10 protein-coding genes and 4 pseudogenes are annotated in these 12,089 nt (G+C 56.0%); 7 read left to right on the forward strand and 7 right to left on the reverse strand.

The genetic code is table 11. The annotated features are described in order from the left end of the window. Positions 1 to 295: 295 nt before the first annotated feature. The 5 genes from AAEZ05_RS02445 (at position 296) to AAEZ05_RS02465 (ending at position 5,458) form a co-directional block, all read left to right on the forward strand. Positions 296 to 1,141, forward strand: a complete 846-nt coding sequence (locus tag AAEZ05_RS02445) for an alpha/beta fold hydrolase (RefSeq protein WP_201148260.1) — start codon at positions 296 to 298, stop codon at positions 1,139 to 1,141. Positions 1,142 to 1,241: 100 nt separating this feature from the next. After that, the gene (locus tag AAEZ05_RS02450) at positions 1,242 to 2,318 is read left to right on the forward strand and encodes an SMP-30/gluconolactonase/LRE family protein (protein ID WP_350646532.1); all 1,077 of its coding nucleotides are present in this window, start codon (positions 1,242 to 1,244) and stop codon (positions 2,316 to 2,318) included. 141 nt (positions 2,319 to 2,459) lie between these two features. After that, positions 2,460 to 3,929 (forward strand): FAD-dependent tricarballylate dehydrogenase TcuA, encoded by a 1,470-nt coding sequence (tcuA, locus tag AAEZ05_RS02455; protein WP_350646533.1) that lies wholly within the window; start codon positions 2,460 to 2,462, stop codon positions 3,927 to 3,929. 3 nt (positions 3,930 to 3,932) lie between these two features. Further along, entirely contained in the window at positions 3,933 to 4,217 is a 285-nt protein-coding gene (locus AAEZ05_RS02460; RefSeq protein WP_350646534.1) for a hypothetical protein, read from the forward strand. 437 nt (positions 4,218 to 4,654) lie between these two features. Then, positions 4,655 to 5,458: an SDR family NAD(P)-dependent oxidoreductase gene (locus AAEZ05_RS02465; RefSeq protein ID WP_350646535.1), complete on the forward strand. Its 804-nt coding sequence runs from the start codon at positions 4,655 to 4,657 to the stop codon at positions 5,456 to 5,458. A 719-nt stretch (positions 5,459 to 6,177) separates the two neighbouring features. Here the strand turns inward: AAEZ05_RS02465 and AAEZ05_RS02470 are convergent. After that, positions 6,178 to 6,594, reverse strand: coding sequence for a VOC family protein (locus AAEZ05_RS02470; protein WP_350646651.1), 417 nt, complete (start codon positions 6,592 to 6,594; stop codon positions 6,178 to 6,180). Between the two features lie 234 nt (positions 6,595 to 6,828). Between AAEZ05_RS02470 and AAEZ05_RS02475 the strand changes: the two genes are divergently transcribed. Beyond that, positions 6,829 to 7,959, forward strand: a complete 1,131-nt coding sequence (locus AAEZ05_RS02475; RefSeq protein ID WP_350646536.1) for an alkene reductase — start codon at positions 6,829 to 6,831, stop codon at positions 7,957 to 7,959. Between the two features lie 150 nt (positions 7,960 to 8,109). Further along, positions 8,110 to 9,042 carry a LysR family transcriptional regulator gene (locus tag AAEZ05_RS02480; protein WP_350646537.1) on the forward strand — a complete coding sequence of 311 codons (933 nt, stop codon included), beginning with the start codon at positions 8,110 to 8,112 and terminating at the stop codon, positions 9,040 to 9,042. 69 nt (positions 9,043 to 9,111) lie between these two features. Here the strand turns inward: AAEZ05_RS02480 and AAEZ05_RS02485 are convergent, their stop codons facing one another. The 6 genes and pseudogenes from AAEZ05_RS02485 to AAEZ05_RS02505 form a co-directional block, all read right to left on the reverse strand. Then, positions 9,112 to 9,582 carry a hypothetical protein gene (locus tag AAEZ05_RS02485; RefSeq protein WP_350646538.1) on the reverse strand — a complete coding sequence of 157 codons (471 nt, stop codon included), beginning with the start codon at positions 9,580 to 9,582 and terminating at the stop codon, positions 9,112 to 9,114. 307 nt (positions 9,583 to 9,889) lie between these two features. Next, a pseudogene (locus AAEZ05_RS02490) lies at positions 9,890 to 10,439 on the reverse strand (MFS transporter); the annotation flags it as partial. Then, a pseudogene (locus tag AAEZ05_RS02495) lies at positions 10,433 to 10,570 on the reverse strand (FAD-dependent oxidoreductase); the annotation flags it as partial. The pseudogenes AAEZ05_RS02495 and AAEZ05_RS02490, both read right to left, overlap by 7 nt. 109 nt (positions 10,571 to 10,679) lie before the next feature. Then, a pseudogene (locus AAEZ05_RS30625) lies at positions 10,680 to 10,843 on the reverse strand (IS5/IS1182 family transposase); the annotation flags it as partial. Beyond that, positions 10,843 to 10,986 (reverse strand): annotated as a pseudogene (locus AAEZ05_RS02500) (IS5/IS1182 family transposase); the annotation flags it as partial. The pseudogenes AAEZ05_RS30625 and AAEZ05_RS02500, both read right to left, overlap by 1 nt. A gap of 177 nt (positions 10,987 to 11,163) precedes the next feature. Further along, positions 11,164 to 12,051 (reverse strand): LysR family transcriptional regulator, encoded by an 888-nt coding sequence (locus AAEZ05_RS02505; RefSeq protein ID WP_082069117.1) that lies wholly within the window; start codon positions 12,049 to 12,051, stop codon positions 11,164 to 11,166. Positions 12,052 to 12,089: the final 38 nt, after the last annotated feature.

Consider the following 12,089-nt stretch of genomic DNA (forward strand, 5'->3'; position numbering starts at 1 on the left):
TCTTTGAAAACTTCTGAACAAGAGATATCGATCAGCGCCCGACCGAGCTTCTTTTATCTTTCAAATAAAAGTTACAAGTTATTGGTTTATAAGTACTTAATCCGAATGTGCGGTCCTTTTTATATGACTGGCACAGTCGTTGCTTTCCTCAATGCAGAAGGCGTCGCCGCGGTCTCGTGGCGTTCAGCGATTTGCTGAAGTGGTGCGCATCACCCGGACGCTTTCTTTTCCTCACACCCGAGTTTTCAACGCGGTGTTTGCTCCTGCCTCACAGCCATAATAAGGACTAATTCACATGAGTCGATTCACCCAAGAAAACACCAGTAAATTCGTGCAGACCCCTGAGTGGAAAATGCATTACAACGAGGCCGGAGAAGGTCCCGTCGTGATCATGGTCCACGGCTCAGGTGCCGGTGCCACGGGTTGGGCCAACTTTCACCGCAACGTCGATGCGTTCGTAGACGCCGGCTACCGGGTGATCCTCATGGACTGCCCAGGCTTCGGCAAGTCGGACCCTCTGGTCACCGCCGAGCCACGCTTCGTGATTAACGCGCGGGCGATCAAGGCGTTGATGGATGGGCTGGACATCGACAAGGCCCACCTGGTGGGTAACTCGATGGGCGGTGGTAGCGCGTTGGGGTTTGCCGTGGACTATCCAGAGCGCCTGGACAAAATGATCCTGATGGGCTCGGGTGGGGTAGGGCGCACCAGCCTGTTCACACCGTTACCGATGGAAGGCATCAAGTTGCTCTTTGGCGTGTACCGTGACCCAAGCCTGGAAAACCTGAAGAAGATGCTGGACGTGTTTGTCTATGACTCCAGCGCACTGACCGAAGAACTCATCAGCCTGCGTCACAAGAGCATCCTGGCAAACCCTCAGCACCTGGACAACTTCATCAAGAGTGTTGATCTGAGCAAATTCCAGATGGGCGATTTTTCTGCCAACCTCCCGGACATTAAGCATCCGACTCTGATCACCTGGGGCCGCGACGACCGTTTCGTACCTATTGACTGGAGCCTGAAGCTGCTCAATGGCCTACCGGACGCGCGCCTGCATGTGTTCAGCAAATGTGGCCACTGGGCTCAGTGGGAGCACGCGGACGCGTTCAACCGCCTGGTGATCGACTTCCTCGACAACTAAGCCCCGGCGCATCCCTCTCGTTGCCATGGCGCGAGGGGCTTGCGGCTGGCTTGGGCCCCTGCACATGGACGCATAACTACAATAAAACCGGGGTTGGATCATGAATAACTTACGTTTGGCCAGTGCTGCCTTGGCGCTGGCTATCAGCACCGCTGCCTATGCCGCTCAACCACAGGTGCCCGCGTGCGTGGCGCAAAGCGCTTACACGCCGATTTGCGGCATGGCGCCGCCCGAGGATCTGGAGCTTTCGCCGGATGCCGGTTTCCTGTTCCTGAGCACCACTCCTGGACTGGCCGCCAGCCATCAAAGTCGCTTGCGAGTCATGGAGCTGGCCTCCCGGGCAGTCAGCGATATGGTCATCGAGCGGCAGGCCACACCGGGTTGGGGAGAACCTTCGTGCGAGGCGCCGCAAGGTGCTATAGGTGCCCACGGCATCCACTTGTCCAAACGTACCGATGGTCGATCGCAATTGTTGGTGGTCAATCACAACGGTCGAGAAGCTGTGGAATTTTTCGAGCCAATAAGCGATGGCAAAAGCTGGAAGGCCATCTGGCGTGGCTGCGTGGAAAGCCAGGACGGCACGATGCTCAATGATGTTGCCGCTACACCCGACGGCGGCTTTGTGGTCACGGCGATGTTCAGCTTCAGTGCAATGAAGGACGATCCGCGCCTGGAAAAACTGCTCGATGGCCGGGCCACGGGACATTTGCTTGCCTGGCACGCCAGCGAGGGACTGCGCCGTCTGCCCGACAGCGAGGCCCCCGCGCCGAATGGCATTCAGGTCAGCCAGGACGGTCGGTCAGTATGGTTTGCCGCGTGGCCGGGCAGCGGAATCTGGCACTACGATTTGCAGCAGCAAAAAGTCATGAGCAAGATCGTCCTTGGCTTCATGCCGGACAACCTGACTTGGACAACGGATGGCCAATTACTCACAGCCGGCGTGCCGGATGCACAGACCTTTCGCCGGTGTTTTCTCAGCCACAACGAGTTCTGCCCCAGCGCGACGGTGGTCGCCTTGATCGATCCGCGCAACGGCACCAGTCGTGAACTGATGCGCGCCCAAGAAGGGGCGTTGTATGGCGCATCGACGGCATTGCAGGTCGGTCCCGACGTGTTCGTTGGGGCGTTCGCCGGGGATCGCATGTTGCTGTTGCCCGACGCGATCCCCTCTTTGTAATCCCGACCAAGTTCTCCCGCGTACTCGATGCAGCGCATCACCTTGCGCATTTGTTGAAAAGCCTATTTCGCCGCGCAGGCTAAGTCCGCCGCGCGGCTCTATTGATAATGGGATGGTCAAGCCCACAGACCAGGAGCGGATATGCAATCTTACGACGTCATCGTACTGGGCAGCGGGAATGCCGGGCTTTGCGCAGCCCTTTCCGCCCGCGAACAAGGGGCGCGCGTGGCCTTGCTTGAACGCGCGCCGCAAGAGCAGCGGGGCGGTAACTCGGCGCACACCGGCGGCGCGTTTCGCGTGGCTTACCGGGGTGTCGAAGACTTGCGCAGCCTGATGCCGGACCTGCTGGAGAGTGAAATTCAGAGCAGCGATTTCGGCGCCTATACCCAGGACGATTTTTTCGGTGAGTTGGCCGCCATGAGCCAGTACCGCACCGACCCGCAAGTGTTGGACACGGTAGTGTCGCAGAGTCTGGACACTTTGCAGTGGATGACCGGCAAGGGCGTGCGCTTCATGCCTATCTATGGTCGTCAGGCCTTCAAGGTGGATGGCAAATTCCGCTTTTGGGGCGGCCTGACCATTGAGGTTTCCGGTGGCGGCCTGGGGTTGGTCGATGCCTTGTTTCGCCGAGTGGAAAAAGATGCCGTGGAGGTTTTCTACGGCTGTCGGACCCAACGCATCAGCCGCGATTCTTCCGGCTTGTGGCAACTGTGTTGTGCGGACGGTCGGCAGTTTTGTGCTCGGGCCTTGGTGCTCGCAACGGGTGGCTTCCATGCCAATCTGGAATGGCGCACCAAGTACCTGGGGCCGGGATGGGACTTGGCCAAGGTCCGAGGGTCACGCTACAACACTGGCGACGGTATCCGCATGGCCCTGGACGTGGGCGCCGTGGCACACGGCAACTGGTCCGGTTGCCATGCGGTGTTTTATGACGTCAATGCTCCGCAGATGGGTGACCTGAACCATCTGAACCAGCAAAAGAACTACTTCCATCTCGGCGTGGTGGTCAATTCCGATGGCCAGCGTTTTATCGATGAAGGTCAGGATTTTCGCAACTACACCTACTCCAGCATGGGGGCCAAAGTCATGGCGCAACCGGAGGGTGTCGCCTGGCAGATCTTCGACCAGCACAGCCACGAATTGCTCCCCGATGAGTATCGCGGACGCCAGGTGACGCGGATCCAGGCCGACACCCTGCAAGGGTTGATCAAGCAGATGGAGGGGGTCAACGGCCCCGCTCTACTGCACACCCTCGAGACTTACAACCGCTCGGTGCAACTCAACGTGCCATTCAACCCCGCTGTCCGCGACGGACGCTCAACCCAGGGGCTGCCATTGCCCAAGTCAAACTGGGCCAACCCGCTGGATCGTCCGCCGTTCGTGGCTTACGCGGTGACGTGCGGCATCACCTTCACCTTCGGTGGTTTGAAGGTCAACAGCCAGGCCCAGGTGCTGGACGAAGAGGATCAACCGATTGACGGCCTGTACGCCGCGGGTGAATTGGTGGGCAACCTCTACTACGTCAAGTACGCCGGTGGGGCGGGGCTGACATCAGGTTCGGTACTGGGGCGCATCGCCGGCGCAGAAGCCTCAACGCAAAAGGCGCGCTGAACGATGCGTCGTTCCCGGCGGCAGAGGATAACGCGCCTGACGCTGGCTCCAAGGCTGTCAGGCGGATTTGCGCTGGTTTGGCTGTTGGTGATGTGCATGGGTATTTTATTTGAGGCTGGTGATAGACGGGTCCCTCAGTGGATAGCTGATATCAGCATGTTCTTGCTTGAAGAAAACAGAGCAGCATCTGCACCGTCGGAAGGTTCGCGTGAAACGGATAGCACTAATGCCTATCTTCAACAGTTTGAACATCCGGCAGGGACGCAATGGCTACCGCATAGTTATTGAGCATTAGCAGACATGCGCTCAGTGAGCGTGGAGTGGTTTGAAGTATCGGAGCATCTCAGCTTCCCGGCCGTTTTCCAAAGCACCCTATGGGCTGTTTATGCGAGACCCAAAGGGCGAGATGTTGCGGACTGGCGGTACCAATCACTCTGAACGGAATGTCCGCTTTTGGTCGTTTTCTGCCCGTCGCGAGAGGCAGAAAACGACCGATTGCTGTCGTTCGAGTTTCGTCGACTAACGTCTGTTTCGCAGCGGTAGCAATCACCCGTTATGGCGAGCTGGGCGTGAGGTTCGCCACGCTCGTGATATCGCCTTGATCTTTGAGCACCAACGTTAATGTGAACAGACCCTAGTCCAATTTAACGATTCCACACGGTGCTCCTCCGCGCACAGTGACTTGTACCGGCGCAAAACCGCCCATCACAAAGCAGAGACATCAGATGAATAGACTGCAAGGCCGTGTGGCCCTGATTACCGGCGCAGGAGCCGGCATTGGCAAAGGCCTGGCCCGTCGTTTCGCAGCCGAAGGCGCTTCGCTATGGCTGGCGGATATAAATGCTGCAGCAGGTGAATCCGCTGCAGCAGAAATCCGATCTGAATTTGGTGTGAAGGTAGGCTTTGCTACCGCAGACGTGAGCGAACGCACTGCTGTACAAGGCATGGTGGACGCAGCCCAACAACACTTTGGCCGTGTAGACATTCTCGTTAACAATGCCTGGGGCCGCCGCCCAAATAGCCCATCCGGCTTTGCGAGCGTGGATAAGCTAACCGATTTGGACGCCGACTGGGCCTGGCGCATTGGCACGCAATCAGCACTGTGGGCCATGCAGGCGACCTTTCCCGGTATGAAGGAGCGTAGCTGGGGCCGCGTCATCAATATGTGTTCGCTCAACGGCGTCAACGCACACCCCTATTCGGTGGACTACAACATGGCCAAGGAGGCGCTGCGCACTCTCACACGCTCCGCCGCGCGCGAGTGGGCGGCCTATGGTATTTGCTGCAATGCCATTTGCCCCGGGGCAAACACCGAGGCATATCAAAAGTTCGCAACCGCCCAGCCTGACAACGCAGCCGATATGCTGCGGCTGAACCCCATGGGCTATATGGGCGACCCCGAGCGCGACATCGGCGGTGCAGCATTGTTTCTGGCCAGCGAAGATTGCCGTTATGTGACAGGCAATACACTGTTTGTCGATGGCGGCAGCCACATCAATGGCGTGCCCTGGTTGCCTAAGCAGAAGTAAATGCTTCTATTTTGGTAGCTTGATATGAGTTATCTAACTAGCACTGTTCTGGGCCTGTTCACGAAAATTATGAGTACCTGCTGGAACGCTGACAATCCAGCACCTGCATGCATACCCACTCGCCTTCAGTTCAAGCGTATCGCGAGCGCAATTAGGTGGAGCGCTTGTTTCGTAGGATCAAGGCATATCGACGGGTATTCAACTGCTATGACAAGTTAGACGTGATGTTCACCATGTTCCTTGATATGTGGCACCGCATTTAGTTGAGCAGGCCCTAGCATTACGCGAAATAGAAGGCCCGGCGGGTCGAGGTCGAAAAAAGCTAGCATCGGTTCCAGCGGGAAATTGGATCAGATCACCCCAGCGGGTTGGGCACAAACGTTGCCGCTGAGTTCAAAGCTGACAATGTCTGAAATACAGCCTAAAGCGGTCACTTAGCGAGCTGTGGCGATAGGCGGCTTCTGGCCGATTTCTGCCCGTCGCGACGGGCTGCAGCTGGCCAGGTGCAGACACTGAAACCGCGTTCTGAACGATCAGGTTTTCAGGTGGTGAAATGCTCCAGCCGTCGCACCATGGGCAGGTCGACAGAATGGAGGTTGATATGGGAACTGTTCAGGACAAACGAGTCGTTGTCATTGGTGCAGGCATCGTGGGTGCTTCGCTGGCGTATCTTTCGATACAGCGCGCCGTTCAAATGTTCATCGGCCTGGCGAATGTCATCAAGATTGCACAGCCGGGCCTTTCAACTCGATTTGATTTTCATCAGGGTCATTGAGGTAAATGGACAACCCTGTTCCCTCTGCGCCATAGCGCATCTGCGCCTTCACCGCGGATACACCGCGCTCAGCCAAGTGGCGGAGAATGGCCTGTTCATCAAACGGCTTAACCCGAAGGCAGACGTGATCGACGTTGTGTCCTTGCTTGCCCGCCGGCTGACCACCCTGACGACTAATCAGCCCGTTCACATCAACCAGGTCAATCATGGATGCGCCTGCACTCAGATGAATCATGCCAAGGTCGTCACGCCGCTTGCTGACCTCACATCCCAGGACTGATGTGTAAAACGCGAGGCTGCGCTCAATGTCCTGCACCCGAAGTACAACATGGTCTATATGTTGAATTGAAAAACTGCGCATGACGATCACTCCTGTCGGATCACCGATTTTAGTCCATCCCGACAGGGCGTGATCATTCCTCCACCCGTTGCTGAAAAAGCAAAAGTCATTTGCGATTTGACCGGATTGTTGCGCCAACAGTCCGAAGTTAGGATCAATCCATCGCTGCAACTCATAAGACCTTTGGCGTGAGCTCAGACAGTCATCTGTCGCTCAGCTGATCGTCCTTTCACTCGATCAACTCTGGAAACTCCAATGTCGACACTCTTCGAAGAATTCCGCATGGGCGATACCACGCTCAACAATCGTATTGTCATGGCGCCGTTGACCCGCTCTCGCGCACCCCATGATGCCGCCGATGAGCGGGTGGCGTTGTATTACACGCAGCGCGCCACCGCAGGCTTGATCGTCAGCGAGGGCACGCCGATATCCCGTGAAGGCCAAGGCTACCTCTTCAATCCCGGCATCTTCACCCCCGAACAAATCGCTGGATGGCGCCTCACCACCGATTCGGTTCATGCGGTGGGCGGCAAGATGTTTGCGCAAATCTGGCACGTGGGTCGTGTGTCCCATCCGTCGATCCAGGAAGGCGGGAAACTGCCGGTGAGCGCCACGTCGAAGCAAGCGGTTGGCGCGACAGCGTTCGGTTACGACGCTGAGGGCAAGCCGGCGTTGGTAGCTCCACCTGCGCCGCGCCAACTGACAACGGCCGAAGTTTCGCGGATCGTCGGTGAGTTCGCCCAAGCGGCGGAAAATGCGATCGAGGCAGGTTTTGATGGCGTGGAAATCCATGGCGCTAATGGCTATCTATTCGAGCAGTTCATGAATCCGCTGGTCAATGATCGAACCGATCAGTACGCCGCGGATCAGTTGGAAAATCGTCTGCGCTTCACCCTGGAAGTCATCGACGCGGTGGTTGAGCGAATTGGCGCGGGCCGTGTGGGCATTCGTATTTCGCCCTATGGGCAACTGTTCGATATGCCGCTGTATGAGCAGATCGATGAAACCTACACCGCGCTCGCGACCGAGATTGGCGCTCGGAAACTGGCCTATGTTCATGTGATGGATCAGTCCGGATTTCCTGCCCCGGGTACCGAGGCTGGCGGTGGTGGCCCGAAAGCGACCTTTATAAATTTGCTGTCGATCATCAAATCAAAACTGCCTGGCACCGCGCTCATTTTGGCCGGCGGTATGTCGCGCCAACGTGCGCAAGACATGATCAATGACTGCATCATCGACCTCGCTGCGTTTGGCACCGCTTACATCAGCAACCCTGATCTGGTGGCGCGCCTGCAGAACAACTGGCCGCTAACCGAGGCCAAGCGCGAAAGCTTTTACGGCGGCGCAGCCGAAGGTTATGTCGATTACGCGCCCCATCGAGAGTAAGCAGCCGCGACCTTCCTGAAATGTTGGCAGCCGTCACCGGTATCCGGTGCGGCTGCTTTTTCATGCCTGATGCAAAAAGACGCAAGAGGACAATCAGCAGCCGTTCTGGTTTAGTACAGGTCACTGCGCCTTCTGCTGGAGACTTTCCCTATGCACCTCAAAGCGCACCGGTACTTTGCCATGGTCGCTGTGACCGGCAGCTTCTCGGCGACAGCTCGACATTTTCGCGTCCCGGCGTCCTCCGTCTCCCGCTTCATCGCGGCGCTGGAGCGGGAGGTGGGCCAGCAGCTGCTGTATCGCAATACTCGGGCAGTCAAGCTGACGGATGCGGGCGAGCGCTATTACGTGCAGATCCGCGAAGTGTTGGAATTGCTGGATGCCGCCAATGAGGAAGTCACTGGCAAGGGTGGCGAGATTCGGGGCCTGGTGCGGATCAACGCGCCGGTTGCGTTCGGCAGTCTGCACATCGTGAAACTGCTGAATGGTCTGTATGACAGGTACCCGCAATTGACGGTTGAACTGACGGTCACCGATGCCTTTATCGATCCGGTTCAAGAGGGCGCAGACATCACCTTTCGGGTGGGGCACCTGGAAGACTCCGGACTGATCGGCCGAAAAATTTGCGACCAGCAATACGTGCTATGCGCTAGCGCAGACTACCTTGCGAAGCATGGGAAACCCGCTTCGCCAGAGGATCTGCAGAACCAAGCGTGCCTGGTCTACAAGGGTACCGGTGGGGCGCAGCGCTGGTATTTCCGCAAGCCCTCCAGCAACGAAGTGACAATCATCGAAGTCCATGGCCCGCTCAGAAGCAACAATGCGCAGGTACTGGTAGAAGCGGCGCTCGCAGGGCGGGGGATTGTGTTTTTTCCTTCCTGGCTCTTCAGTAGAGAGAGCTTCATCAACAAGCAACTCATTCAGCTTTTGCCCGATTGGGAAGGGGCGGTCGAGCAGTCGCCCAGCCAGATACATTTGATTTCACCCGAGAATAGACTCCGCTCCCAGAAGGTACGCGTGGTGTGGGACTACTTCATCAGCGCGATTGGCTCTCCTCCTTATTGGGATGATCTCAGTGGGGTTTGAACTCACAGGCAACCTCAATGCGCCGACCATCATGCTCGTCTACGCGGAGATCACCTTGCTGAAACAAGCTTACCGACCGCTCGCCAAGGGCGGTCGGGTTTCGACCTGTTCGAGGCTTACACGGTAGGTGGTGTAAGTGTCGCCGTCCTTCAGGTAGAGATTGCTCCGGTAAGTGCTGACCGCGCCTTTGAGTTTGATGTGCAGGCCGTTGGCGACGGGTTGGATGACCACGTCTTTCAAGTCGGTGTCCGAGACAAGGAAGGGCGGCGTCTTGCCCAGGAGTACCCTCATCGTTTCGTCAGTCGATTCACGGTGATCCATATAGAACCTTAGCGACTTGGGGTCTGAGCGGTCCCTGGCGCCCTCGACGATATAAAGCCACTCCCCAGGTATGAAGTTTTGCTTCAGGACTATTTGCGGAGCAAGCTCCGGTTTGTGCACGTAGCCATAGGTAAGCGCCCCCACAAAGCAGAGCATGAAGATAATTGCGAAGTACTTTTTAAGCCTGAGCTTAAGGGCTTGCCATTCGGTTTTATTCATAGGCTTCAACTTTGGGCGTCAATGGTTGTCTTGATAAGCGCCCAGCGTGGCGCAGTGGCGACATTTGAACAGGTAGGCAGTAGGGCCTTGATCCTTTCTCCCGATGACTTTTTGATCATAGGTGTGCCATACAAATATTCCGTTGGCGCAGACCAATATGTGATTGTGAAATAGGTTGCGCTTCTCACCGTGACCGTTCGCTACTGGCCGATTACTGCCCTGACGAAAGGCTGTAATCGACCTCATGCGACTCTAATTCGGTTTCCGCCGTAGATCGAAGAGCTGTAAGCGATCAGCGATAAAGGAACTAAACGGTGCTGACTGCCAAAGCTTTTTGCCGACGATACAGAATCGTCGTCGCCGTGAACCCGCACATCGCCGCGAACATCAGCCAGTAGGCAGGTGATGCCTTGTCGCCGGTGGCCTGGACGAGCAGTGTCGAAATTGCTGGAGTAAAACCGCCAAACACTGCGGTGGCCAAACTGAAGGCCAGTGAGAATCCGACTACCCGCACGTTCTGTGGCATGACTTCGGTCAGTGCCGCGACCATGGCGCCGTTGTAAATGCCAAAGAAGAATGAGAAGTACAGCAGGACAGCGAGCAGTCGTTCGAAACTCGCCGCCTCTGCCAGCCAGTGCATGGCGGGATAGGCGGTGAAGATGCACAGAAACGAAATCGCCAGCAGCAGTGGCCGGCGGCCAATGCGGTCGGAGAGGGCGCCGCCGATAGGCAGCCAGATAGTTGCTGATGCCGACCAGCAGTGTGTCCACCAGGCTGTCGGTGGTGCTCAGGTTCAGTACTGTCCTGCCAAACGTCGGGGTGTAGACCGTAATCAGGTAGAACGTGGTGGTCGGGTGTGTTGGGAGTTGCCACCGCGCCAGATTTTCGGAGAGGCTTCCAGCAGCATCACACTGGCGCCCGCTTCTCGCGCCATCAGAGCGGCGCACAAGGCAGCGTTGCCACCCCCTATGATTAAGACATCGATCATTATCGCTCCTCGATTTGCAAGGAAGCGGGAACGAAGTGCTCCTTGCGAGTGGGGAGAACGATAGGGGGGGGAAGCAGTGGCCGAAAGGCTGCTTTTGACGTGGGTTCGCCATATTGCTCAGTTGCCCACGATCATTACCAACGTTGCTCACCTCATGGGCAATGATCAGATGGTGTTTGTCGTCGACAGCGTTTGTACGTTGTAACCAACCGTTTCGGTGCCTCGGCCGCTCTTGGCCATTGAGCGTGCATCTGGGCCTGTGAGGAAGAGCTCTCAAAACCAAGTACGCCCAGGTCGAGTTCATCGACGAAAACATCGACCACGCGCACTGGATTTTCTTCAGATACGTAATCGTCCAGACACTCCGGCAGCAAGGTGACTTGCGTCCGAGCCTCACCTTCAATAAATCTTTTCATGATCGCCCGTTACGATCTAGACGATCAGACAACTGCGGGAGTTTTCACACAGCCTGGGTCGGAAGCGGTCATTCATGGACGTCTGCTTTTGGCTAGAGCACTACACATAGACACGTCCCTTATAGTTCTTCTTACTCGACGCAGAGAAGTTTGCGCGCAGGTCGAAGAAGCAAAATTTTACAGTGGGTGCCCTTTGATCCATTTTTGAAGATGATCTATAAAGACTTCTACTACTGGAGATACATTTTCCCTTGACGGATAGACAGCGTAGATACCGACAGGAGGCTCAACTATCCAATCTGGAAGAGCCTCTACAAGAGTTCCTCTCTCTAAATCTTCGCGCACATGCCAATCCATAAGTAGTGCAACGCCATGGCCGGCGATTGCCATTTGACGCACGACTTCTCCAAGACTAGAAGAAAAACGATTCTTTAGTTTAACGAGATGATGTGTATCTCCCTTCGTAACCGTCCAGCTCGAGTCCTTCCCAACAATAACTCCATCCAATGAAATGAGGTCATTTGGTTTTTCCGGAAAGCCATGATTTCCCCAGTATTCGGGAGAGGCGCATATCAAACGCCGAGAAGAGGAAATTTTGCGCGCAATCAAATTTGAGTCAGCAAGAAATCCATGTCGTATCGCAAGGTTAATTCCACTTTTTGCCAGATCCATCACTTGATCCGTCGGGATAATGTCCATTATGACCTTGGGGTAGGCCCGAAGAAATTCACTCACAACCGGCGATAAATAGCTTTGTACAAATGTTGCCGACGCAGTAATTCTTAGATGCCCCTCCAGCTCAGTGCGATTAAGAAATAACTTTTCTGCATCATTCACCGATATCAATATCTTCTGGGCATAACGATACAAGATTTCACCGTCCGTCGTCGGACTTAGCTTGCGAGTGGTCCTGTTAAACAAGCGCCGACCCAGACGATTTTCCAGTGTAAGGAGACGTTTGCTGGCGCCCGCTGGAGTCAATCGTAAATGTTCAGAGGCGCCGCGTAAGGATCCAGACTCATAAACGGCAATGAATAAGCGTAGTTCATCAACGGAATCAATCATAAGATTCGCAACCAACAGGACCGAAACAATCAAGAACT

This window comes from Pseudomonas sp. HY13-MNA-CIBAN-0226 (genome assembly GCF_040310305.1).
Taxonomy (GTDB): Bacteria; Pseudomonadota; Gammaproteobacteria; order Pseudomonadales; family Pseudomonadaceae; genus Aquipseudomonas; species Aquipseudomonas gregormendelii.

What these genes read in the sequence shown, in the direction of transcription:
- AAEZ05_RS02450 (WP_350646532.1), top strand. Translation starts at nt 1,242, where the DNA reads ATGAATAACTTACGTTTGGCCAGTGCTGCCTTGGCGCTGGCTATCAGC.
- AAEZ05_RS02480 (WP_350646537.1), top strand. Translation starts at nt 8,110, where the DNA reads ATGCACCTCAAAGCGCACCGGTACTTTGCCATGGTCGCTGTGACCGGC.
- AAEZ05_RS02505 (WP_082069117.1), bottom strand. Translation starts at nt 12,051, where the DNA reads ATGATTGATTCCGTTGATGAACTACGCTTATTCATTGCCGTTTATGAG.
- AAEZ05_RS02460 (WP_350646534.1), top strand. Translation starts at nt 3,933, where the DNA reads ATGCGTCGTTCCCGGCGGCAGAGGATAACGCGCCTGACGCTGGCTCCA.
- AAEZ05_RS02465 (WP_350646535.1), top strand. Translation starts at nt 4,655, where the DNA reads ATGAATAGACTGCAAGGCCGTGTGGCCCTGATTACCGGCGCAGGAGCC.
- AAEZ05_RS02475 (WP_350646536.1), top strand. Translation starts at nt 6,829, where the DNA reads ATGTCGACACTCTTCGAAGAATTCCGCATGGGCGATACCACGCTCAAC.
- AAEZ05_RS02485 (WP_350646538.1), bottom strand. Translation starts at nt 9,582, where the DNA reads ATGAATAAAACCGAATGGCAAGCCCTTAAGCTCAGGCTTAAAAAGTAC.
- AAEZ05_RS02445 (WP_201148260.1), top strand. Translation starts at nt 296, where the DNA reads ATGAGTCGATTCACCCAAGAAAACACCAGTAAATTCGTGCAGACCCCT.
- tcuA (WP_350646533.1), top strand. Translation starts at nt 2,460, where the DNA reads ATGCAATCTTACGACGTCATCGTACTGGGCAGCGGGAATGCCGGGCTT.
- AAEZ05_RS02470 (WP_350646651.1), bottom strand. Translation starts at nt 6,594, where the DNA reads ATGCGCAGTTTTTCAATTCAACATATAGACCATGTTGTACTTCGGGTG.